Source organism: Desulfomicrobium macestii (assembly GCF_014873765.1).
Taxonomy (GTDB): Bacteria; Desulfobacterota; Desulfovibrionia; order Desulfovibrionales; family Desulfomicrobiaceae; genus Desulfomicrobium; species Desulfomicrobium macestii.
On sequence record NZ_JADBGG010000013.1, the window covers coordinates 39,166 to 62,134 of the forward strand.

The following is a 22,969-nucleotide window of genomic DNA, read 5'->3' on the forward strand; positions in this document are numbered from 1 at the left end:
ATGGCCGACAAGATTGGTGTATATTTTGATGAATCAAGCCTTGGCGGGGTTCTCGACATCCAGAGACTGTGCGACGGAGTGCAGAAAAAATGGAGTGATTGCTGCCCCGTAGTCAAGGTACATCCGAGGCTGGCTACCGACGAAGGACGGGCAATGATCCAGGCGGACATCGATGCCGGACTGATCAATGCTGTCTGCGTTTGCGGTTCTTCGCCTCGCGTGGATTGGGATTTTTACAAGTTCGGGCGGGAGATCCTGGTTGACCGGGTCAACCTGCGCGAACTTTGCGTGCTTTGTTACGAAGATCCGAGCAAGGAAAAGGTCCTTCCAGGCACCACTCCCGAATTGCTTTTCAAGATGGCCAACGACTATGTGAACATGGGCGTGGTCAAATTGCAGAAAGCAGCGGTTCCGGAAGATGGCGGGATCGATGTGGTCAACCGGGTGCTGGTCATCGGCGGCGGTTGGGCCGGCATGAGCGCGGCTCTTGATGTCGCAGCTGTCGGATACGACGTGACGCTGGTTGAAAAGAAAGACATGCTGGGTGGCGCTGCCGCCGGCATGTACAAGACCATTCCTTTTGCATTCCCCTATGACGCGGCTCATGCCACGGGCGTTGAAAAGAAGATTGCCCAGGTGCAGGCCGCCGAAAAGATCGATGTACTTCTCGAATCCGAAATCGCCAGCATCGCCGGCGCTCCCGGCAATTACGAAGTGACCGTGAAGGTTGGCAAGGAAGAGCGCGTCGTGGCGGTCGGGTCCGTGGTTATCGCTACCGGATGGGTGCCGCAGGATACGGCATTCCTGAAGCCGCTCGGCTATGGAACGCTCAAGAACGTGGTCACTTCCCGTGAGTTCGAGATGATGGCCAAGGCTGGCTCCGTGGTGCGCAAGAGTGATGGCGCCAAGCCTGCGAAGGTCATGTTCCTGCTCGGATTCGGCGACAAGCTCGCCCCCTTCGAGGTCAAGGAAGAGGAAGCTCGCGCCGCCGCACTGGCCGCGGCAGAGGTCAAGGAGGCCGACGACACCCCCAAGACCAACTTCGTCAAGCAGGACACCTACAAGCATTTGTCCTACAGCTCCGAACTGACTTCGCTGACAGCCCTGAAGCAGGCGAACTATGTACGCGAATTCATTCCCGGCGGCGTGGCCATGGTGGTCTATGAGCACATGATGGTCCCCGGCATGAATGAGCTGTATTACAAGGCCGCGCAGAACGACCCGAGCGTCATGATGACCAAGGGCGTGATCCGCGAGGTTCGGGATGGTGGCGATGGCGACATCGTTGTGGTACTTGAGGACACCCTTCTCGGCGCAAAGGTCGAGATCGAAGTGGACATGCTTGTGCTGCCCACGGCCATGGTGCCCACCACCGCGCTTGATCCGATCCTGAAGCTCCAATATCGGCAGGGCCCGGCCATGCCGGACCTTGAGCTGTTCAGCGGTTACGCCGATTCCAACTACATATGCTTCCCGTACGAAACTCGCCGCACCGGCATTTATGCCGCTGGCACGGTGCGTCAGCCCATGACCATGGCCACGGCCGAGGTCGATGCCTCCGGCGCCGCCCTGAAGGCGATTCAGTGTCTTGAATCAGCGAACAGAGGCATGGCGGTTCACCCGCGTTCGGGCGATCTGTCCTTTCCGAAGTTCAACCTCGTGCGCTGCACCCAGTGCAAGCGTTGTACGGAAGAATGTCCTTTCGGCGCCCTGGACGAGGACGAAAAGGGCAATCCGATGCCCAATACCTCCCGTTGCCGCCGTTGTGGAACGTGCATGGGCGCCTGCCCTGAACGTGTCATCTTCTTCGACAACTACAACGTCGACCAGATCGGATCCATGATCAAGCAGGTCGAGGTTCCCGACGATATGGAAGTGGGCGGTCCGCGCATGCTCATTCTCGCCTGCGAGAACGATGCCTATCCTGCCCTCGACATGGCTGCCCTGCGCGGCAAGAAGTGGAGCCCCTATGTGCGCATCGTTCCGGTGCGTTGCCTTGGTTCGGTCAACACCATCTGGATTGCCGACGCCATGTCCAAGGGCACGGACGGCTGCCTGCTCCTGGGTTGCAAGTACGGTGAAGATTACCAGTGCCATTTCGTCAAGGGTTCGGACCTGTGCAGTCGGCGCATGGCCAACATCGGTGAGACCCTGGGCAAGCTTGGCATCGAAACCGAACGGGTACAGCAGATGCAGGTCGCCATTGACGAATACGACAAGGTTCCCGGCATGATTGACGAGTTTGTTGATGCGATCACCAAGCTTGGTCCCAACCCGTTCAAGGGATACTAGGAGGAGCATGTATGTCCAAAACAATTAAGATTGAGCCTAATCTGCAGTTCGTCAAGGAACTGCAGGAGGTGGGTGGTGCGGATCTCAAGAAGTGCTACCAGTGCGCTACCTGCTCTGTCGCATGCCCCATGTCTCCTGCGGACAATCCCTATCCGCGCAAGGAAATGGTCTGGGCCCAGTGGGGTCTCAAAGACAAGCTGGTCAACGACATCGACATCTGGTTGTGTCACAATTGCGGAACCTGTTCCGAACTGTGTCCTCGCGGAGCAAAACCTGGAGACCTGCTGGCCGCCCTGCGCAACATGACCTACCGCAAGTTGGTGAAGCCTGCCATTATTGGCGAGTGGATGAGTTCTCCCAAGCACCTGCCCATCCTGGCAGGTATTCCGATGGCTATTTTCGCCTTCATCTGGATGATTCGTGCCGCTCTCGTGGGCACCTTCTTTCCGCTCACGGAAGACGGCAAAATCGTTTACGGCAACCTCTTCCCCGGTGATTTCACCATTGACCCCCTGTTCGGACTGGTCGCCATCTTCGTGGCCATCTGCTTCGGGCTTGGAGTCAAGAACATGATCGACGGGTTCAAGGCCAACGTGACCGAGACGTTTGTCATCGGATACAAGAAGCCGACCTTGAAAGACGCGATCATCGCGACGATCAAGTACGATGTCCTCCAGCATTCCCGTTTCAAGAACTGCGTGGACAGCCCCGCGGATGAAGAACGGGTCAAGGGCCATCAGATTCTGTTCTACGGTTTCGTGGCCTGCGCCATTGTCACGTCAATCGTGGCCGTGGCTCACTGGGGCGGCAAGGTCATTCCCCTGCTGGCACCTGTCGGCCATACGCCCATGCCTCTTTGGCACCCGGTCAAGATCCTGGCCAACGTGGGCGCTGTGCTGCTGGTAACCGGTCTCACTCTGCTGACTCGTCGGCGCTTGAATTCGGACACCAAGAAGTCCGTTTCCAACTACTACGACTGGTATCTGCTCGGTGTGATCTGGGTTGTGACCCTGACCGGCATCGGCGCCCAGATCTTCCGTCTGGCAGGCGTCGCGCCCCTGGCCTTCTTCACGTATTATCTGCATCTGGTCAGCATCTTCATGCTGATTGCGTATCTGCCTTGGTCCAAACTTGGGCATTTGGTGTACCGCACCACAGCGCTCATTTATGCACGGTATATTGGTCGTTTGCCCATTGACGAAAAACTCATCGAAGATGACAAAATCTTTGTTATTTAATTAAAGGAGGACACCATGTCTGAAGCTCGCAAGATTTTTCCCATGGATACTTTTGTGGCCTACCTGAAGGGTGATGGCAACGCTTCCGTTGCCGAGATGCTGGGCTACCTGACCCAGAAAGACCTGGATGGCGATTCCACTCCTTTTGCCGCGGCTCTGGCCAAGGCCTGGATTTATGAGCAGCATCCCGAATTGACCAAGATGTCCAAGGGACAGATGGTCGAGCTGGGACAGTCCGTCTCCGTCGCGCCCATGCCTGTCAAGGCCAAGGCCGAAGTTGACGAAGTCTTCGCCAAGCTGGCCGACTACAAGGGCCAGATCAACGCCAAGAGCGCCAAGGTCGACGAACTGACCAAGGCCCTGGCCGCCAAGGACGCGGAGATCGCCGCCCTGAGCGCCAAGGTAAAGGAATTCGAAGGACAGAAGAAGGGCGAAGCCGAAGCTCTGTTCGTGACCACTGAAGCCCGTATCGTCGAATTCACCGGCAAGCTCGAAGCCCTGCTGAAGGAAGTCGAAGAAGTGAAGAAGACCGGCGTGGTTGTCGCAGGCGTGGCCGGCGTTGCCGCTGCCGCCGGCGCTGCTGCTCCCGCCGCTGCCGAAGCCGCTGGCGCTCCTGCCGAAACTGCTGCCGGAACCGATTTCGGTTTCTCCGGCGGATCGCAGGACCCCTTCGCCGATTCCAACTGGTAGAAGCGCACTTGCATCACTGCCTCAAAGGCTCCTCCTCCGGGGGGAGCCTTTTTTTTCAGCCTGACGCGCAGGCTGAAAGCATTGCAAGAAGGGCGTGATTCTGGGAAGTTGCCGGATCAATCACGAGAGCAGGAGGCGATGATGAAATACTGGTTGATGAAGACCGAACCGGGGTGCTTTTCCATCGATGACCTGGAGGGCGCCCCAAACCAGACCTCAAGTTGGGATGGCGTGCGTAATTTTCAGGCCCGCAATTTCATGCGCGACCAGATGAGCGTTGGCGATCTCATCCTTTTTTATCACAGCGTGAAGAATCCTGGCGTGGTTGGTATCGCCAGGGTGACACGTGAAAGCTATCCGGACCATACCGCCCAGGACCCTGGGGATCAGCATTTCGATCCGCGTTCGACGCCTGAAAATCCGTTGTGGTTCATGGTCGATGTGCAGTTCGTAGAGAAATTTGCGCATCCGGTCCCGCTCGGGTCATTGCGCGGCGTGAAGGGGCTGGAAGGGATGGAGCTTTTGAAGAAGGGCTCGCGGCTTTCGGTCATGCCGGTGACGGAAGAAGAGTTCGAGATTGTCACCCGCCTCGGGCGGCAGTGATTTCTTTCCGGATCTGCGGCCCATGGGCGTGTCTCTCGCCGTGAGACTGGCGTTTCGATATTGACGCTGGCGCGCCCAGTAGAGCCTGCTTCTTTATTTTTCCTGATTGCCTTTGTGCCTCAAGGGGGCTTTCCTGAGATAGCGCGCGAGTCCAGACAAAAAAGCTGCGACGTTGTCACGACATGGCTTTGGCTTTAAAAGACGACACTGCAAAAAGCAGCGAAAGAACCTGAGCGTCGTCCCCGCGAGGTGGGAATCCTTTCTTTTCAGGTAGTTAAAAAGGCGTCATCCCCGTTTTCAAGGGGATGACGCCTTTTTGCAGTGACGTCTTTAGAAATGAGGCGTGGGAGACTAGTGCCCCCCACCCAGATATGCCTGCTGCACCTGCTCGTTTTTGAGCAGATTTGCCGCCGTATCAGCCAGTACGATGTTGCCGACTTCCATGACATAGCCCCTGTGGGCCAGCTTGAGGGCGGCCTTGGCATTCTGTTCGACCAGGATGACGGTCACCCCGGTTTTGTTGATTTCCTTGACCGTGTCGAAGATGGATTTGACCAGAATCGGGGCCAGGCCAAGGCTTGGCTCGTCAAGGAGCAGGATCTTGGGATTGGCCATCAGCGCCCGGCCTATGGCCAGCATCTGTTGCTCTCCTCCGCTCAGGGTTCCCGCCATCTGTTTGCGCCGTTCCTGCAGGCGTGGAAAAAGCTCGTAGATCCACTTCAGGCTCTTCTGGATGCGCTCTGTGTTGGTGGACGTGAACGCTCCAAGAATGAGGTTCTCCTGAACGGTCAGGGTCGTGAAGACACGGCGACCTTCAGGACTCTGGGTGATCTTGTGCTTGACGATTTCATGCGCGGGAAGCTTGTGCAGGGCCGTGTCGCGAAAGAAGATCGTCCCTCCGGTGATGCTTACCAGCCCGCTGATGGCGTTGAGGGTTGTCGATTTCCCGGCACCGTTGGCGCCGAGGATAGTAACGATTTCGCCTTCTTCAACTTCGAGGTTGATTCCGTGCAGGGCTTCGACATTGCCATAGTTCACGCGCAGATTCTCAATTTTAAGCAGCATGTGTGGTCCTTTATTCGTCGGAGTCGACACCGAGGTAGGCTTCGATGACACGCGGGTTTGCCTGGATCTCGGCGGGCGTGCCGGACGCGATTTTCGCGCCGTGTTCCAGCACGACCAGGGATGAGCAGACACGCATGACCAGACCCATGTCGTGTTCGATCAAGAGGACCGTGATGCCTCGATCCTGGATGGCGCGGATCAGGCGGATGAGGTCATGGGTTTCCTGGTCGTTCATGCCTCCGGCCGGTTCGTCGAGCACGATGAGTTTGGGCTTGGTGGCAAGGGCGCGGGCGATTTCAAGGAGTCTTTGATTGCCGTAGGACAGGTTTTTGGCCTTGTTCTGCCATTCATGGGACAGGCCCACGAATTCCAGTTCGGCCATTGCCTGGCGCATGGACTCATGTTCCTCGCGTCGCTGGGTCGGTGTTCGGAACATGGCCGCCAGTGAGCCCGAGTGCATGCGGCAATGGCCGCCCGCGAGCACATTTTCAAGGACGCTCATGTTCTGAAACAGGCGAATGGTCTGGAAGGTGCGGGCTATGCCCCTTTCCACGATGGTGTGGGTGGGCAGGCCGACAAGGTTCTGGCCGTCAAAGAGGACCGTGCCCGTGTTGGGCTGGTAGTTGCCGGTGATGAGGTTGAAAACGGTAGTCTTGCCTGCGCCGTTGGGGCCGATGAGACCGACGATGCTGCCTGCCTCGACATCAAAGGAAACCTCGTTGACAGCCATGAGACCGCCAAAGTTCTTGCTCAGGTTTTCTATGGAGAGCAGCGTCATTTGCGACCTCCGGCGGGAAGAAGGCTGGCGACGTCATACTTCTTGGGACCGGGCGGAAGCAGGCCCTGATTCCGGAAGATCATCATGAGCACCATGGCCGCGCCGAAGACCAGCATGCGGTATTCGGCCAGACCTCGAAACAGTTCGGGCAGCCCGACCAGGAGAAACGCTCCCAGGATTACGCCGGGAATGCTTCCCGCCCCTCCCAGGATGACGATGGTGAAAAGGACCACGGATTCGGCGAAGGAAAACGACTCAGGGGCGATGATGGTCATCTTGGATGCGTAGATGGTTCCGCACATGCCGGCCCAGACAGCGCCGATGATGAAAGCCACCAGCTTGTGATGGGCGACGTTTATTCCGCTTCCTCCGGCGGCCACTTCATCCTCCTTGATGTACATGAGCGCCCGTCCGAAACGGGAATGCTCAAGCCGCAGCAGGAGAAAAATGGTCACGGCCGCGAAACCCCAGATCAGGTAAAAGAACTGGTCCGGTTTGGATATCTTGTACCCGAAGACCGTCGGGCGGCTGATTCCGAAGATGCCGTTGGCCCCGCCGGTGATGTCGAAGACGTTGTTGATGAGCGCGATGCGCACGATCTCGACGATTCCGATGGTGACGATCAGCAGATAATCCCCGCGCAGGTGGATGATGGGTCTGGCCACGATCATGGCGAAGATCCCGGCCATTATCCCAGCCATAGGCATGCTCCACAGCACGGGAATCCCGAAGGTGGTGTTCAGGATGGCCGTGGTATAGGCGCCGATGGCGTAGAATGCGGCGTGCCCCATGTGGAAAAGGCCGGCATGGCCGAGGATGACATTGAGGCTCAGGGCCAGAATTGCGTAAAGTCCGACATTGTTGAAGACGTCGGTCCAATAGGCGTTCAGAAACAGCGGGCATGAGGCCATGAGCAGGGCAAAAATGAAGTAGTAGAGGACATTACGTGATTTCATACTTTTTCAGCCACCCTTTCTCCTAGAAGGCCCGTGGGCCTGACAATGAGGATCAGGATCAAGACGCAAAAGGCGATGGCGTCTTTCCAGGCGATGGAAATATACGCCGCGCCAAGGGCCTCGATGACGCCCAGCAGCAAGCCGCCGACCATGGCCCCGGGAATGTTGCCGATGCCGCCCAGGATGGCCGCGGTGAAGGCCTTGAGGCCGAACATCCAGCCCATGCTGAAATTGATCTGCCCGTAATACAGGCCGACCATGAGACCGGCCGCGCCGCCAAGCGCCGGGCCGATGCAGAAGACCAGCATGATGACCCGGTCGACGTTGATGCCCATCAGCTTGGCCGCGCCCTGGTCGATGGCGGCGGCCCGGATGGCCGTGCCGATCTTGGTCTTCTGTATGAAGAAATACAGCGCCGCCATGAGCACAAGGGACGTCGCGAACATGATGATGCGCATGACCGGGATGTCCAGGCCCATGATGTTCACGGCCGTCTTGGGCAGGATGTTGTGCGGATAGACCAGGAATTTTGGGCTGTAGATGGCCATGATCGCATTTTGAAAGAAGATGGACGCACCGAGGGCTGAAACCACGGCTGAAAGCCGGGGCGACTGGCGAAGCGGGCGGTAGGCCACGCGCTCCAGTATCGCGCCGATGATGGCGACCAGGATCATGACCATGATGGCCAGCAGAATCACGGCGGGCAGCGGTCCGATTTTGTCGAAAAGGCCCATGGAGACGAGCAGGGTAAGGCCAAGGTAGGCGCCGATGGTGAAAAGATCGCCGTGGGCGAAATTGATCAGCTTCAGGACCCCGTAGACCATGGTGTACCCGAGGGCGATCAGGGCATAGATGCCCCCGACGGCCAGTCCATTGGTCAGTTGTTGAAAAAATTCTTCCATGATGTGTGTCGGGGCAAGATGTTGAAAAAAAAGGGCTCCTCCCTGAAGAGGAGCCCTAGCTTTTTACGGCTGCAGAACAAAGGCTCCGGCGGCGTCGACCTTGTACACGCGGTACAGGTCGCCAACGCGGTCACCCTTTTCGTTGAAGGAGATCTTGCCGGTCAGGCCGGAAAAATCCTTCATTTCATTCTTCATGTAGGCGGCCAGCTTTTCGCTGGAGGTGTCCTTGGTCTGGGCGACGGCTTCGGCGATGACGCGGTAGGCGTCGCCGGCCAGCACTGCCCATACGGAACCCGGGGCGTTGCCGTAGGCGGCCTTGTAGGCGGTCATGAAATCCTTGGCTTCGGGGGTGTCCAGATCAGCCGGGACAGGGGGGCTCAGGAACATGAAACCCTCGGCGGCCTGGTTGCCGGCGATCTTGACCAGATCGGGGTTGTTGGTCGCGTCGCCGCCGATCATGGGCACGTTCCAGCCCATTTCCATCTTCTGGCGCAGGAGCATGCCGGCCTCGGGATAGTAACCGGTGAAGAAGATGACTTCGGGGGCGGCGGATTTGATCTTGGTCAGGATTGCGTTGTAGTCGCGCTCGCCGGGAGTCAGCGCGTCGTAGAAGGCGATGGTCTTGCCCGAGGCTTCAAGCAGGGACTTGGCTTCGTCGGCCAGACCCTTGGCGTATGAGGTGTTGTCGTGGAGGATGGCGATCTTGCTGAAACCGAGTTCGCCCAGGGTCTTGGCGGCAACCATGCCCTGCTCGTCATCGCGGGGGCAGGTGCGGAAGAAAAGAGGCAGGCTCTTTTCGGACAGGCGGATGGCCGTGGAACCGGTGGCGACCTGGAGGATGCCGGACTCGGCATAGATGTTCTGGGACGCTTCTGTGACGGACGATCCGTAGGTGCCGATAACCGCGGAAATTTCCTTGGTGGTCAGGCGGGTTGCGGCCAGGGCTGCCTGACGCGGATCACCGCCGTCGTCCTCGACCACGATCTCGACCTGGTTGCCGTTGATTCCGCCCGCCTTGTTGGTCTCGGCGGCCAGCAGTTCAACGATCTGTTTCATGTCCTGACCTTCGCTGGCCCAGGAGCCCGTCAGGGGGCACATGAGGCCGATGCGGATGGTTTCGGCCCAGGCGGAGCCCAGGGTCAACGCCACGAGGGCCAGGGTCAGGAAACCAAGTGTACACAGTTTTTTCTTCATGAAGTCCTCCTTGAAGGTTGCAGAGCCCTTGGGTTCGCAGGGTGCGAACCGGTTTTAGGTAAGATATGAAACCGGAGAGTCCGGATAACCCCTTTGAGGGACGCATGAAAAACAAGGGATGGAAAACGATAAAGCAGGAATTAATTTGTAAAAAATGTAAAATTCGACTACATGAGAAGCGTTGGAAAATCAATTTTTTTCCAAAAAGAGACAAGTGCTCGCATGAAAAAGTGTCTGCCTGACGATTATTCGATTTAAGCGCTGTCATTTAAAATTTTATTCAAAATGTGTGTGCGGAGCAAGGTTTTTTGCGCATGTTTGGCTAAATGGCTTTGACTCTGCCGGTCGCGGCATGCGCAAGGTGATTCAATTTAAAAGAGTATCGATCAGGCGAATTCGCGTGCGGGTCCGCCGGAAAACAAAAAAGGCCCGCCAGGAACGAGTCCTGGCGGGCCGCAAAGGCAGGCGCGGGGGAGGGGCGATCAGATGATCCAGTCGTCGTCCTCTTCGATGGGCGCGAAGCCGCGGCGCATGGTGTTTTCGCAGACGAGTCTCGGGTCCATGAACTGCAGCAGGTAGTCCGGGCCGCCGGCCTTGGAGCCTATGCCGGACATGTTGAAGCCGCCAAAGGGGTGGCGTTCCACCAGCGCGCCGGTGGAGCCGCGATTGAGGTAGAGGTTGCCGACGTTGAACTGTTCGCGGGCCTTTTCGAGGTGCTTGGGGCTGCGCGAGAATACGGCTCCGGTCAGGGAGTAGCGCGTGGAATTGGCCCACTCGATGGCCTGGTCGAAGTTCTTGACCTTCATGACCGCAAGGACGGGACCGAAGACCTCTTCCTGGGCGATGCGGTGCTCGGGGGTGATGCCCTCGACGATGGTCAGGGGCGCGTAATACCCGCTGTCCGGGACAGGGCTCGAGTACAGGAGCTTGCCTTCGCTGGTGGCGATGCCGATGTATTTGAGCACGTTCTGCTGGGCCTTGTCGTCCACCACCGGCCCCATGAAGTAGGTCGGGTCCTCGGCCGGTCCGATGGCCAGGGACTTGGCTCCTTCCACCAGACGTTCGATGAACTTGGCATAGATGGGTTCGACGACGATGACACGGGAACAGGCCGAGCATTTCTGACCCTGGAAGGCAAAGGCCGAGTGCAGGACTTCCCTGATGGCCTCGTCCAGATCGGCGTCGTCATCGATGATGATGGCGTTCTTGCCGCCAAGTTCGGCGATGACCTTCTTGATCTGCTTCTGGCCGGGATGAACCACGGACGCCTTGTTGATGATGCGGTGGCCTACTTCCATGGATCCGGTGAAGGCGATCAGCGCGACGTCGGGATGTTCGACAAGGTAGTCGCCCATGACCGAGCCCCTGCCCGGCACATAGTTGAACACCCCGGCCGGTAGGCCGGCCTTGCGGAAGATTTCGGACAGGGTGAAGCCGACCACGGAGGACGGTCCGGCCGGCTTGTACAGTACGGGATTGCCGGCGACGATGGCGGCCGAGCTCATGCCGCAGCTGATGGCCAGCGGGAAGTTCCAGGGGGCGATGACGGCCGCGATGCCCTTGGGCTGGTACATGAGTTGGCTCATCTCGCCCGGGGCCCGGCCCATGCGCTGGGGTTTGCCGAAACGGATCATCTCGCGGGCGTAGTATTCCATGAAATCAATGGCTTCGGCCACATCGGCCTGGGCCTGATCATACTGTTTGCCCACTTCGAGGGTCTGCCAGGCGCACAGGGTGAAGATCTCCGTGCGCGCGATTTCGGCAGCCTTGAGCAGATATCCGGCCCGTTCCTCGGGAGACAGTGCTTTCCAGGCCGGAGCGGCCTTTTTGGCGGCTTCGATGGCCAGATCGATTTCCTTGGTGGAAGCCTGGCAGATGGTGCCGATGACTTCGTTCGGGTTGGCCGGATTGACCGACTGCAACGTGTCGGCCGTGCGCACCTCCTGGCCGCCGATGACCAGCGGATATTCCTTGCCCAGCTGCGTGCGCACCACGGCGAGCGCATCCACGAAGGCCCGGCGTACGGTCTCCTGGGTGAAATCGGCGAAGGGCTCGTTCTCGAAGCGGGTGAGGCCCTTGATCTCCGGATCGGCCCCGGGGCGGCGCTGGGCTTTTTCCCGTTCGACGGTAGCCACCGGGTTTTCCATCAGGCGCTCCACCTCGGCCTCCTCGGCAAAGGATTGGCGCAGGAAGGATTCGTTGGCCGTGTTTTCAAGCAGGCGGCGCACCAGATAGGCCATGCCGGGCAACAGATCGCCATAAGGGGCATAGAGGCGCACGCGCTTGGCCACTTTCATTAGCCCTTTGCGCACGGGCTCGGCCATGCCGTAGAGGACCTGGAACTCGTAGCGCTCATCGGGCACGTTCAGGGCCTTGGCAGTCTCCATGACCGCGGCGATGGTGCGGATATTGTGCGAGGCGCAACCGAAATGGCAGATGTCGTGGTTTTCCAGGATGACCTTTGCCTGGCGTTCATAGGCGGCGTCGCTCTCGGCCTTGATGGTCCAGACCGGGATGTCCCAGCCGTTTTGCTTGGCGATGACGGTCTCGGAATCCCAGTAGGCGCCCTTGACCAGGCGGATGGAGATGGGCAGGCCCTGGGCTCTGGACCAGGCCAGAAGATCGGCCAGATCCTTGTCCGTGTCCTTCAGGTAGGCCTGCAACACGATGCCCAGATGCGGGTAGTCGCGGAATTCCTCGCTGGAGCGCAGACGGCGGTACACCTCAAGAGTGATGTCCTTGAATTTGTACTGCTCCATGTCGATGCGCATGAAGCCGTTCATTTCCTTAACCTTGCGCAGGATCGTGGCCAGGCGATTTTCGATGCCCCGGACCGAGCCCTCGAAGTCCTTGGGCGACGCCTGGGAGAAGAGAGCCGTGGGCTTTACGGAAATGTTGACCTTGGGCGCATGTCCCCAGTCCAGCTCTCCGCCGCCGAGGGCCGCCCAGGAGGCGTGCTCCTTTTTCAGGGCGTCCAGGAGTTCGATGTATTCGTTCAGATAGGCTTCGGATTCGATCTCGCTGACCGACGCTTCGCCAAGGATGTCCACCGTGAAGGCGAAGCCGTCCTTGCGGATTTTCTTGAGGTTCTTCATGGCGTCGGAGGTATTCTCGCCGATGATGAACTGCTTGGCCATGCCCTCGATGTTGGAGCGGATGGTCTTGGCCATGAGCCCGGCGGCCAGCTTGCCGCCAAGGCCGGAGCCCATCGCCCCCGCGCCCCATTTCAGGACTTTGGGCACGTCCTGGTCGTCACCGGCGAAATATTCGTCGATGTGCCGGGTCAGGGAGTCGGAGGTGTTCAGGTAGGGCAGGACGTCCACAAAGCGGAACAGCTGCACCTTGAAGTTCTCGTTCTTCATGGACCAGTCCATGACCTTGCCGGTCCACCAGCCCTTGTTGAAAATGGAAGGGGCTTCGCCGGAGATGCTGGCAAAAAATTCCTTGCCACGGTCGCTGATCTTTTTGTCCAACACCATACTGTCCATTTTTGACTCCTGGATTTTAGAACTGGTTTATTTTGGGGCTTTCCTGGGGTTTTTGCACGCGATGAACTGCAGGGACAGGGCCTGGGTCTCTTTTAGGGTGTCGAGCACCAGGGTGGTCCGGCTGTCACGAACTCCGGGTATTTCGCCGAACTGCTTCATGAGCTGGGCCAGCGTTTCCGTGCTGCTGACCCGGGCCTTGACCAGATAGTTGTACTCCCCGGCGGTCCAGTGCACTTCCTGCACCTCGTCGATTTCGGCCAGCTTTCTGCCGATCTCCGAGCTGCCGACCGAATCGGAGGTCTTGATCTGGATGAAGGTGGAAAGGGAAATCCCTAAGGCCTTGGGGTTAAGGCGCACTTCGTATTTATCGATGACGCCCTTCTGTTCGAGTTTCTTGACCCGTTCCAGCACGCCGGACGGAGCCATGCCGATCTGGCGGGCCAGTTCGGCATTGGTGATCTTTCCGTTCTCTTGAAGGATATTCAGGATCTCGATATCTGTGCTGTCTAACATTGTTGTTCGCCTCTTGGTTTGGGAATATAATTCTTGAGAAGATCTTCGTCAATGAAGATTGCCATAATTGGAGAATTGCGTGTGTCTCTTTGCAAAGGGCTTTCCAGGCTCTGCCGGGCCGGATGTGAGTAAGCGATCAATCTCGAATAATATTCGCAAAGAACATCGAAGAAAAGAATAAAAGCTCAAAAACAATAAATTCAGGATCCGGATCGCAAATTTTTGGCGGCGAAATGAGTATTACGTATTTGACATGCGCGTTCGGGAACCGGGGGCGGGGTTGGTCCGGGAGTGAATTTTTCCGTGATTTGGCGGTGATGGATGGGTCTGCGGGGTGTGCATAACCAGTGTTTGACCTTCCAGTGTACTGTGTTTAATGTACCCGGGCCTCATGAGTGTGGGCACGACGGCTGTCAGGCCGCCTGCGCTTCTGGAGCGATTTCCAACATATAACCCACCCAATCATCCATGCCCAAGAGAACAGATCTCAAGAAGATAATGCTCATCGGCTCGGGCCCCATCGTCATCGGACAGGCCTGCGAGTTCGACTATTCCGGGACCCAGGCCTTGAAGGCCCTCAAAGAAGAGGGCTACGAGGTCATCCTGGTCAACTCCAACCCGGCGACGATCATGACCGATCCGAACCTGGCCGACCGGACCTACATCGAGCCCATCGAGCCCGAGACCGTGGCCCGCATCATTGAAAAGGAACGCCCCTGCGCCCTTCTTCCGACCCTTGGCGGCCAGACCGGCCTGAACACGGCGGTGGCCGTGGCCGAGAACGGGGTCCTGGAGAAGTACGGAGTGGAACTGATCGGCGCATCCCTGCCGAGCATCAAGAAGGCCGAGAGCCGCCAGCTTTTCCGCAAGGCCATGGAGAATATCGGCCTCAAGGTTCCAAAGAGCGGCATCGCCCGCACCCTGGACGACGTCCGCGAGTGGGGCGACAAGCTCAAATTTCCCATCATTGTCCGCCCGGCGTACACCCTCGGCGGCACCGGCGGCGGCGTTGCCTACAACAAGGAAGACCTGGAGCGCATCGCCCAGCAGGGCCTGGCGGCCAGCCTGACCTCCGAGGTCATGCTGGAGGAGTCGCTTCTGGGCTGGAAGGAGTACGAGCTCGAAGTCGTGCGCGACAAGAAGGACAACTGCGTCATCATCTGCTCCATCGAAAACCTTGATCCCATGGGCGTGCACACCGGCGATTCCGTGACCGTGGCCCCGGCCCAGACCCTGACCGACGACGAATACCAGAAAATGCGCGACGCCTCCCTGGCCATCATGCGCGAGATCGGCGTCGAGACCGGCGGTTCCAACGTGCAGTTCGCGCTGAATCCGGCCAACGGCGACATGATGATCATCGAGATGAATCCGCGCGTGTCGCGTTCCTCGGCCCTGGCGTCAAAGGCCACGGGGTTCCCCATCGCCAAGATCGCGGCCAAGCTGGCCATCGGCTACACCCTGGACGAACTGCAGAACGACATCACCCGCGAGACCATGGCCGCCTTCGAGCCGACCATCGACTACGTGGTCATCAAGATTCCCCGTTTCACCTTCGAGAAATTTCCCGGCGCCGAAGATTATCTGACCACGGCCATGAAGAGCGTGGGCGAGACCATGGCCATCGGCCGGACCTTCAAGGAAGCCCTGCAAAAGGGTCTGCGCTCCCTTGAGACCGGCTACCCCGGACTGGGCAAGACCTTCGACGGACAGCTGCCCGACATCGAGGACACCCTGGCCGGGCTGCGCAAGCCCAACTCCCGCCGCCTCTATCAGCTGCGCGACGCGTTGCTGTCCGGCATCTCCGAGGAGGAGATCTTCGCGGCCTCGGCCATCGATCCCTGGTTCATTCGCCAGTTCAAGGACATCGTGGATTTCGAGGGCGTACTCAAGAACGTCGGCCTGCAGGGAAATCTGTCCGTGGACAATCCCGATTTCGTGACGGTGCTGCGCGACGCCAAGGCCATGGGTTTTTCGGACCGGCAGCTGGCCACGATCTGGAAACGCGGCGAGCGCGACATCCGGTCCATGCGCAAGGAAGCGGGCATCATCCCCTCCTATAAGCTGGTCGATACCTGCGCCGCCGAATTCGAGGCCTACACCCCCTACTATTATTCGACCTACGAAACCGAAAACGAGGCTCGCGTCTCGGACAAGCGCAAGGTGGTCATCCTCGGCGGTGGCCCCAATCGCATCGGTCAGGGCATCGAGTTCGACTACTGCTGCGTGCATGCTTCCTACGCTCTGCGCGAAATGGGCATCGAATCCATCATGGTCAACTCCAACCCCGAGACCGTCTCGACCGACTACGACACCTCGGACCGGCTCTATTTCGAGCCCCTGACTCGCGAGGACGTGCTGGCCATCATCGAGCAGGAAAAGCCCGAGGGCGTCATCGTGCAGTTCGGCGGGCAGACTCCGCTCAATCTGGCCGTTCCGCTTCTGCGCGAGGGCGTGCCGATTCTGGGCACCTCGCCGGATTCCATCGACCGCGCCGAGGACCGCGAGCGTTTCCAGGCCTTGCTCAAGAAGCTCGACCTTCTGCAGCCCAACAACGGCACCGCCATGAGCATCGAGGAGGCCGTGATCGTGGCCGCCCGCATCGGCTATCCGGTGGTGGTCCGCCCCTCCTATGTGCTGGGCGGCCGGGCCATGGACATCGTCTATGACGAAAAGGACCTGCGTACCTATTTCGACAAGCACGTCACCGTCGTGCCGGATCATCCCATCCTGATCGACAAGTTCCTGGAGAACGCCATCGAGATCGACGTCGACGCCGTCAGTGACGGTGAGGACACCTACGTGGCAGGGATCATGGAACACATCGAGGAAGCGGGCATTCATTCCGGCGATTCGGCCTGCGTGCTGCCCCCGCACACCGTCGGCAAGATGTGGATTCAGGAGATCGAGCGCCAGACCAAGGCCCTGGCCAAGGAGCTGGGCGTGGTCGGACTCATGAACATCCAGTTCGCCCTCAAGGACGAACAGGTTTACATTCTCGAAGTGAATCCCCGCGCCTCGCGTACCTCCCCATTTGTTTCCAAGGCCACCGGCGTGCCCCTGGCCAAGCTGGCCACGCGGGTCATGATGGGCGAAAAGCTTGCCGATCTGAAACCCTGGGACATGCGCAAGGGCGGCTATTACGCGGTCAAGGAGGCGGTCCTGCCGTTCAACCGCTTTCCCGGCGTGGACGCCCTGCTCGGACCGGAAATGCGCTCCACCGGCGAAGTCATGGGCATCGACCCGTCTCTCGGACTGGCCTTCATGAAGGCCCAGCTCGCGGCCGGGCAGTTTCTGCCTGCGTCCGGGTGCGTGTTCATTTCCGTCAACGATCATGACAAGAGCGGGATCATCGTACCGGCCAAGACTTTCCAGAAGCTCGGCTTCACCATCATGTCCACTCGCGGTACGGCGGCCTTCCTGGCCGGGCACGGGGTCGAGTGCCAGGTTGTGAACAAGGTCTACGAGGGGCGGCCCAACGTCATCGATCACATCAAGAACGGAGACATACAGCTGGTCATCAACACGTCTTCCGGCAAGCGCACCAAGGAGGACTCCTCGGAGCTCCGCCGGACCACGGTCATGTACGGCCTGCCCTACACGACCAATCTGGCCGCGGCCAAGGCGCTGGCCATGGCCATCAAGGAGCGCAGCACCTCCGGGCTCGACGTGAAATGCCTGCAGGAATATTACAAGGAATCTGGCCGGGATTTCTAACCTCCGGACACCGGAGATCAGGGATTTTGGTGCAAAGCTCAGGGCCAATCGTGGCCCTGGGCTTTTGCGCATTCAAGAACACCTACACGGAACGTGAAGCAATATGAAAAAGGAAGCCTGCGGATTATTTGGAATTTATGGCCATCCGGAAGCGGCGCGCATGACCTATTTCGGTCTTTATGCCTTGCAGCATCGCGGTCAGGAAAGTGCCGGCATCATCACCTGGGACGGGCAGACCATCCGCGAGCAGCGCGGCATGGGACTGGTCGCCGACGTGTTCGAGGAACGTCACCTCGGGCACCAGCTCAAAGGGAGCGTGGCCATGGGCCACATCCGCTATTCCACCACCGGGGCCTCGCTCATCCGTAACGCACAGCCCTTCAAGGTCACCTACAAGGGCATCAATCTGGCCCTGGCCCACAACGGAAATCTGGTCAACACCATCTCGCTGCGTGAAGAGCTGGAGAATCAGGGCACGATCTTCCAGACCACCATGGACAGTGAAGTGATCATGCATCTGGTGGCCAAATACATGAACGGCGGCACTCCCGAGGAGGCCATCGCCAAGGCCTGCAGCCGCATCCAGGGCTCCTACAGCCTGCTCTTCATGGTCGATCAGAAGCTCATCGCCGTGCGTGATCCGTGGGGTTTTCGGCCTCTGTCCCTGGGCCGCGTCGGAGATGCCTACGTACTGGCCTCCGAGACCTGCGCCTTTGACCTGCTTGAGGCCGAGTACCTGCGCTGTCTGGACCCGGGCGAGATGCTGGTCATCGAGGACGGCCGGATGATGTCGCACCGCTACATGGAGCCCGCCGAGAAGCAGAGTTCCTGCATTTTCGAGCTCATCTATTTCGCGCGGCCGGATTCCCTGGTTTTCGACCAGGAAGTCTACAACGCCCGCAAGAGCATGGGCAAGATTCTGGCTCAGGAATGCCCGGTTGAAGGCGATTTCGTCATGCCCTTTCCGGATTCGGGCGTGTATGCGGCCGTGGGCTACGCCCAGGAGTCGGGCCTGCCGTTCGAGGCCTGCATGATCAGAAACCATTATGTCGGCCGGACTTTCATCCAGCCGACCCAGGGCATGCGTGACTTTTCGGTTCGAGTGAAGCTCAATCCGGTGAAGTCCATGATCAAGGGCAAGCGCGTGGTTATTGTCGAGGATTCCATCGTGCGCGGCACGACCATCCGCACCCGCGTCAAGCAGCTCCGCGAACTGGGCGCCAAGGAAATCCACATGCGCGTCAGCTGCCCGCCGATTCGCTATCCCTGCTACTACGGCATCGATTTTTCCTCCAAGGGCGAGCTCATCGCGGCCAATCATTCCGTGGCCGACATCGGGCGCTATCTGGGCCTCGACAGCCTGCACTACATCACCATCGGCGGACTGCTCAAGGCGGTGCGCGGGCCCGAAAACTTTTGTCTGGCCTGCTTCAACGGAGCCTATCCGGTTCTGCCCGACGGAGGCATCGGCAAGCTCTCCTTGGAGTGTTGCTAGATGCCTAGTGCAAGCACGCAGAAAGACTGGCTGGCCAAGGCCCGGGAGGTGCTCGACATCGAGACTCGCGGCCTGGCCGCTGTTCGTGACCGTCTGGACGACTCCTTTGTGCGCGCCCTCGGGATCATGGCCGGGTGCTCGGGCCGGGTGGTGATCACGGGGCTTGGCAAGTCCGGCCTGGTCGGGCGCAAGATCGCCGCGACCCTGAGCAGCACCGGCACTCCGTCCTTTTTTCTGCATCCGGTGGAAGGTGCGCACGGGGATCTGGGCATGATCCGTCACGAAGACGTCATCGTTGCCATCTCCAATTCCGGTGAGACCGACGAGCTGAACAACATCCTGCCCAGCCTGAGGAGCCTGGCCGGGCATGTCATCTCCCTGACCGGGGGAACGCAATCGACCATGGCCCGGCTGTCCGACGTGGTCATCGACACCTCGGTGCCTTGCGAAGCCTGCCCACACGGGCTTGCCCCCACGGCCAGCACCACGGCCACCCTGGCCGTGGGAGACGCCCTGGCGGTCTGCCTCATCGAGTGGAAGTCCTTTGCCCTGGACGACTTTCGCCGTTTTCATCCCGGGGGGGCCCTGGGTCAGCGCCTGACCCGAAAGGTCGAAGAGCTGATGCGTTCCTCCCAGCTGCCCGTGGTGCCCAGCGGGGCATCCCTGGGACAGGCCCTTGAGGTGCTCAACGCGGGCCGCCTGGGCTGCGTGTGCGTGCTGGACGCAGGGGGGCATCTGCTGGGCCTTTTGACCGACGGCGATGTGCGCCGCCTCGTCTGCGCGAACCGGCTGGTTCTGGACGCCGTGATCGATTCGGTCATGACCGCGTCGCCCCTGCATGCCACCTGCGGACAAAAAGCCGCCGAAGTCCTCGATATCATGGAGTCCCGGGCCATCACCGTGTTGCCCGTGGTCGCCCCCGACCAGACCCTGGCCGGCATGGTGCACATGCATGACGTGCTGGGGCAGGGCCGGGTCAAGTTTTCGCGTTCCTGAAAAGAGGGCCGCGTCCTTTCACACACATTTTTTCCAAACAAATATGAACGATACATCCATTATACATCCAGATGTCTGCGGCCGCTGCGCTGCCAGAGGCCGGACGTGCTGCACGGTCGCAAGCGGGGACGAGGAATTCTGTTTTCCCATCTCCATCCCTGAAATGAACGCCATCCGTGGCGCCGGGCAGGGCGGGGAAGATTCCTTCGTCCTGGTCGCCAACACACCCGGCTTTGTCGAACAGCTCGATTTTCTCATGCCGGAGCGCGACATCGCGGCCGCATTTCCCAGGCAGGGCTCGCATTGGCGATTGGCCACCACCCCGCAAGGCGAATGCACCTTTCTGGGGCGCGACGGATGCGTTCTGGATCGGAGCGTGCGGCCGATCTACTGCCGGCTTTTTCCGCTGTGGCAATTTCACGGGCAGCTGACCTGGTTCACCGCCGCCGAATGCCTGGCCAATGAGGAATGCCCCTCCCTTGCGACCATGATCGAGGCCATGAATACAAGCAGCACGGAGGTCAGGGCCCTGTTTGGCGAAATGTGCTCGAAGCTCGGGCTTGAGCCGGACGCAAAGGTGAAGTCATGAAAGTTCTGAAGATATTCCTGGTGCTGATTGTGCTGGGCGTGTTTCTTGCCGCTGGCGCGGGAATTGGCCTCTATTACTGGGCCCAGGAGGATTTGCCCGGATTCACGAAGCTCAGCGACTATTCTCCGGCCCTGGCCACGACGGTCCGGGCCCGGGATGGCCGGATTCTCGGATATTTCTACCGCGAAAAGAGATTTCTCATTCCCCTGTCGATGATGAGCCCGATCACGGTCAAAGCCTTTCTGGCGGCCGAGGATTCCGGATTCTATCAGCACGAAGGCGTGGATCTGCCGGGAATTTTCCGGGCGGCTGTGAAGAACTTCATTGCCGGGGGCATCGTCCAGGGTGGCAGCACCATCACCCAGCAGGTCATCAAGTCCATGCTGCTCACGCCCGAACGCAGCTACGAACGCAAGCTCAAGGAAGTCATCCTGGCCTATCGCCTGGAGAAATATCTGAGCAAGGACGAGATCCTGACAATCTATCTCAATCAGATCTACCTTGGTGCCAAGGCCTACGGAGTGGAGGCGGCCGCGCGGGAATATTTCGGCGTGAACGCCTCCCAGCTGAGCCTTGCCCAGGCCGCATTGCTGGCCGGCCTGCCCAAGGCTCCGTCGCGCTATTCGCCCTACGGCAACCCCGAGCGGGCCAGGGAGCGTCAGCTCTATGTCCTCGCCCGGCTGAGGGATCTGGGTTGGATCGACCGCGGCGAATACGAAGCCGCCGTAAACGAACCCCTCGTTTACGGGGCGCAGGAAGATCCGTCCTGGAAAGTGGGCCCCTACTATCTCGAGGAAGTGCGGCGGCAGCTGGTCGAGAGCTATGGCGAGGACATGGTTTACGGCGGTGGTCTTCAGGTACGCACCGCCATGGACATGGACCATCAGGTCGTTGCCGATCAGGCCCTTAAGGCTGGCTTGGTCGAAACCGCCAAGCGTCATGGCTGGCAGGGGCCGGTCAGGCATATTGACGAGGGCGAGTACGAGGAATTTCTTGGCGCCCGCAAGGACATCGAGTCCAAGCCCGGGGACTGGATGCAGGTCCTGGTCACCGGCGTGGAAAAGGCCGGGGCGAAGGTGCGCTTCGGCACCAAATCGGGCATCGTTCCCGTGGCTTCCATGAGCTGGGCCCGGGTGCCCAATCCCAAGCTGGCTCCGGAAGAGGCGGGCAAGGTTGGCGACGCTCGCAAGGTGCTCAAACCCGGAGACGTGATCTGGGTTTCGGTGGAGGAGGTTGCACAGGACAAGCCCTGGAAGCTCAAGCTCGAACAGGAGCCCAAGGTTGAAGGCGCGCTTGTGTCCATCGATCCCCGTAGCGGGGAAGTGCTTGCGCTCTGCGGCGGGTACGATTTCTTCCGCAGCCAGTTCAACCGGGCGACCCAGGCGCTGCGCCAGCCCGGCTCGGCCTTCAAGCCCATCGTCTATTCGGCGGCCCTGGACAACGGATTCACCGCGGCCAGCATCGTCCTGGACGCCCCCATCGTCTATCAGGACGGAAGCGGGGAGATGTGGAAGCCTGAAAATTTCGAAGGCATCTTCTACGGCCCCACGCTGCTGCGCACGGCCCTGGTCAAATCGCGCAACCTGGTCACCATCCGAGTGGCCCAGCAGGTCGGCATCCAGAAGATCGTCGAGCGCGGCAAGGCCCTGGGGCTGACCGGAGTCATGGAGCCCAATCTTTCCCTGGCCCTGGGGTCCGGGCAGTTCACGCCGCTCAATCTTTGCCAGGCCTACACGGCGTTTCCCCGTGGCGGTACAAGCATCAAGCCGCGGCTGATCGAAAGTGTGGTCTCGCCCTGGGGGGAACAGCTCTTTTCGGCCAAGGAGGAAGTGACCGAGGCCATCTCCCCGGAAACCGCCTATATCATTTCCCATCTGCTGCAGCAGGTCGTGCAGTACGGAACGGGCGCGCGCGCCAAGGTTCTGGGACGCCCCGTGGCGGGCAAGACCGGCACCACCAACGACGAGCAGGATGCCTGGTTCATGGGTTTCTCCCCCTATCTGCTGACCGGGGTCTGGGTGGGCTACGATCAGGTCAGGCCCATGGGCAAGTACGAGACCGGCGCACGGGCCGCCCTGCCCATCTGGATCGACTATCGCAGCAAGGTCGAACCCGGCTACCCGGTTCAGGACTTCCAGGCTCCTCCCGGTATCGTCATGGCCCGGGTGGACGCACGCACCGGCCGTTTGGCAGGACCGGGCGCGACCGAGGCCTACATGCTGCCTTTCGCGAACGGCACGGAGCCGTTGCCAAGTGTGGGTCTCGATGAGCTTGACGCCGATCCGGGTTCATCCAATGCCGGCGGGGAGAGCCTGCTCAAGCAGATCTTCTAGAGGTTCTTGTTTGATGTCGCGCTCTTCGTGACCGGCCCTGCAGCACGGGGCCGCAAAAGATGATGCGCCTCGCCCTTGCGGCTTGGGAGAGGGGACAGGCAGAGCCGTCAACCCGTTTTT

Annotated in this window: 16 protein-coding genes; 9 read left to right on the forward strand and 7 right to left on the reverse strand. The window is 59.7% G+C overall.

Annotation, left to right across the window (positions count from 1 at the left end; all coding sequences use genetic code 11):
* The 4 genes from H4684_RS09830 (at position 1) to H4684_RS09845 (ending at position 4,823) form a co-directional block, all read left to right on the forward strand.
* Positions 1–2,292 (forward strand): FAD-dependent oxidoreductase, encoded by a 2,292-nt coding sequence (locus H4684_RS09830; RefSeq protein WP_192623599.1) that lies wholly within the window; start codon positions 1–3, stop codon positions 2,290–2,292.
* Positions 2,293–2,303: 11 nt separating this feature from the next.
* Positions 2,304–3,530 (forward strand): quinone-interacting membrane-bound oxidoreductase complex subunit QmoC, encoded by a 1,227-nt coding sequence (qmoC, locus tag H4684_RS09835; RefSeq protein ID WP_092189994.1) that lies wholly within the window; start codon positions 2,304–2,306, stop codon positions 3,528–3,530.
* A gap of 15 nt (positions 3,531–3,545) precedes the next feature.
* Positions 3,546–4,220, forward strand: a complete 675-nt coding sequence (locus H4684_RS09840; protein ID WP_092189996.1) for a hypothetical protein — start codon at positions 3,546–3,548, stop codon at positions 4,218–4,220.
* Positions 4,221–4,361: 141 nt separating this feature from the next.
* On the forward strand, positions 4,362–4,823 hold the full coding sequence (locus H4684_RS09845) for an EVE domain-containing protein (RefSeq protein ID WP_092189998.1): 462 nt from the start codon (positions 4,362–4,364) through the stop codon (positions 4,821–4,823).
* 351 nt (positions 4,824–5,174) lie between these two features.
* On the opposite strand, the gene H4684_RS09850 is transcribed toward H4684_RS09845, so the two are convergent.
* From H4684_RS09850 to H4684_RS09880, 7 genes are all read right to left on the reverse strand, one after another.
* A complete protein-coding gene (locus H4684_RS09850) occupies positions 5,175–5,888 on the reverse strand; it encodes an ABC transporter ATP-binding protein (protein WP_092190000.1) in 714 nt (237 codons plus the stop codon).
* 10 nt (positions 5,889–5,898) lie between these two features.
* Entirely contained in the window at positions 5,899–6,666 is a 768-nt protein-coding gene (locus tag H4684_RS09855; RefSeq protein WP_092190002.1) for an ABC transporter ATP-binding protein, read from the reverse strand.
* The gene (locus tag H4684_RS09860; RefSeq protein ID WP_092190003.1) at positions 6,663–7,622 is read right to left on the reverse strand and encodes a branched-chain amino acid ABC transporter permease; all 960 of its coding nucleotides are present in this window, start codon (positions 7,620–7,622) and stop codon (positions 6,663–6,665) included. The genes H4684_RS09855 and H4684_RS09860 overlap by 4 nt, the downstream gene beginning before the upstream one ends.
* The gene (locus H4684_RS09865; protein ID WP_092190005.1) at positions 7,619–8,524 is read right to left on the reverse strand and encodes a branched-chain amino acid ABC transporter permease; all 906 of its coding nucleotides are present in this window, start codon (positions 8,522–8,524) and stop codon (positions 7,619–7,621) included. The genes H4684_RS09860 and H4684_RS09865 overlap by 4 nt, the downstream gene beginning before the upstream one ends.
* 63 nt (positions 8,525–8,587) lie before the next feature.
* On the reverse strand, positions 8,588–9,718 hold the full coding sequence (locus H4684_RS09870) for a branched-chain amino acid ABC transporter substrate-binding protein (protein ID WP_092190007.1): 1,131 nt from the start codon (positions 9,716–9,718) through the stop codon (positions 8,588–8,590).
* A 482-nt stretch (positions 9,719–10,200) separates the two neighbouring features.
* Positions 10,201–13,206 carry an L-glutamate gamma-semialdehyde dehydrogenase gene (gene pruA, locus H4684_RS09875; protein WP_192623600.1) on the reverse strand — a complete coding sequence of 1,002 codons (3,006 nt, stop codon included), beginning with the start codon at positions 13,204–13,206 and terminating at the stop codon, positions 10,201–10,203.
* A 27-nt stretch (positions 13,207–13,233) separates the two neighbouring features.
* Positions 13,234–13,719, reverse strand: coding sequence for an Lrp/AsnC family transcriptional regulator (locus H4684_RS09880; RefSeq protein ID WP_092190011.1), 486 nt, complete (start codon positions 13,717–13,719; stop codon positions 13,234–13,236).
* Between the two features lie 468 nt (positions 13,720–14,187).
* Here H4684_RS09880 and carB point away from each other — a divergent pair, with 468 nt between their 5' ends.
* From carB to H4684_RS09905, 5 genes are all read left to right on the forward strand, one after another.
* Complete coding sequence (gene carB, locus H4684_RS09885; RefSeq protein ID WP_092190013.1) at positions 14,188–17,436, forward strand: carbamoyl-phosphate synthase large subunit; 3,249 nt, start codon at positions 14,188–14,190, stop codon at positions 17,434–17,436.
* Between the two features lie 103 nt (positions 17,437–17,539).
* The gene (gene purF / locus H4684_RS09890) at positions 17,540–18,931 is read left to right on the forward strand and encodes an amidophosphoribosyltransferase (RefSeq protein ID WP_092190015.1); all 1,392 of its coding nucleotides are present in this window, start codon (positions 17,540–17,542) and stop codon (positions 18,929–18,931) included.
* Positions 18,932–19,927 (forward strand): KpsF/GutQ family sugar-phosphate isomerase, encoded by a 996-nt coding sequence (locus H4684_RS09895; RefSeq protein ID WP_092190017.1) that lies wholly within the window; start codon positions 18,932–18,934, stop codon positions 19,925–19,927.
* A gap of 43 nt (positions 19,928–19,970) precedes the next feature.
* Positions 19,971–20,516, forward strand: coding sequence for a zinc/iron-chelating domain-containing protein (locus H4684_RS09900; RefSeq protein ID WP_192623601.1), 546 nt, complete (start codon positions 19,971–19,973; stop codon positions 20,514–20,516).
* The gene (locus H4684_RS09905; RefSeq protein WP_192623602.1) at positions 20,513–22,849 is read left to right on the forward strand and encodes a penicillin-binding protein 1A; all 2,337 of its coding nucleotides are present in this window, start codon (positions 20,513–20,515) and stop codon (positions 22,847–22,849) included. The genes H4684_RS09900 and H4684_RS09905 overlap by 4 nt, the downstream gene beginning before the upstream one ends.
* The last annotated feature ends 120 nt before the right edge of the window (positions 22,850–22,969 follow it).

What these genes read in the sequence shown, in the direction of transcription:
- pruA (WP_192623600.1), bottom strand. Translation starts at nt 13,206, where the DNA reads ATGGACAGTATGGTGTTGGACAAAAAGATCAGCGACCGTGGCAAGGAA.
- H4684_RS09845 (WP_092189998.1), top strand. Translation starts at nt 4,362, where the DNA reads ATGAAATACTGGTTGATGAAGACCGAACCGGGGTGCTTTTCCATCGAT.
- H4684_RS09860 (WP_092190003.1), bottom strand. Translation starts at nt 7,622, where the DNA reads ATGAAATCACGTAATGTCCTCTACTACTTCATTTTTGCCCTGCTCATG.
- carB (WP_092190013.1), top strand. Translation starts at nt 14,188, where the DNA reads ATGCCCAAGAGAACAGATCTCAAGAAGATAATGCTCATCGGCTCGGGC.
- H4684_RS09905 (WP_192623602.1), top strand. Translation starts at nt 20,513, where the DNA reads ATGAAAGTTCTGAAGATATTCCTGGTGCTGATTGTGCTGGGCGTGTTT.
- H4684_RS09895 (WP_092190017.1), top strand. Translation starts at nt 18,932, where the DNA reads ATGCCTAGTGCAAGCACGCAGAAAGACTGGCTGGCCAAGGCCCGGGAG.
- H4684_RS09865 (WP_092190005.1), bottom strand. Translation starts at nt 8,524, where the DNA reads ATGGAAGAATTTTTTCAACAACTGACCAATGGACTGGCCGTCGGGGGC.
- H4684_RS09880 (WP_092190011.1), bottom strand. Translation starts at nt 13,719, where the DNA reads ATGTTAGACAGCACAGATATCGAGATCCTGAATATCCTTCAAGAGAAC.
- H4684_RS09840 (WP_092189996.1), top strand. Translation starts at nt 3,546, where the DNA reads ATGTCTGAAGCTCGCAAGATTTTTCCCATGGATACTTTTGTGGCCTAC.
- H4684_RS09900 (WP_192623601.1), top strand. Translation starts at nt 19,971, where the DNA reads ATGAACGATACATCCATTATACATCCAGATGTCTGCGGCCGCTGCGCT.
- qmoC (WP_092189994.1), top strand. Translation starts at nt 2,304, where the DNA reads ATGTCCAAAACAATTAAGATTGAGCCTAATCTGCAGTTCGTCAAGGAA.
- H4684_RS09850 (WP_092190000.1), bottom strand. Translation starts at nt 5,888, where the DNA reads ATGCTGCTTAAAATTGAGAATCTGCGCGTGAACTATGGCAATGTCGAA.
- H4684_RS09855 (WP_092190002.1), bottom strand. Translation starts at nt 6,666, where the DNA reads ATGACGCTGCTCTCCATAGAAAACCTGAGCAAGAACTTTGGCGGTCTC.
- H4684_RS09830 (WP_192623599.1), top strand. Translation starts at nt 1, where the DNA reads ATGGCCGACAAGATTGGTGTATATTTTGATGAATCAAGCCTTGGCGGG.
- H4684_RS09870 (WP_092190007.1), bottom strand. Translation starts at nt 9,718, where the DNA reads ATGAAGAAAAAACTGTGTACACTTGGTTTCCTGACCCTGGCCCTCGTG.
- purF (WP_092190015.1), top strand. Translation starts at nt 17,540, where the DNA reads ATGAAAAAGGAAGCCTGCGGATTATTTGGAATTTATGGCCATCCGGAA.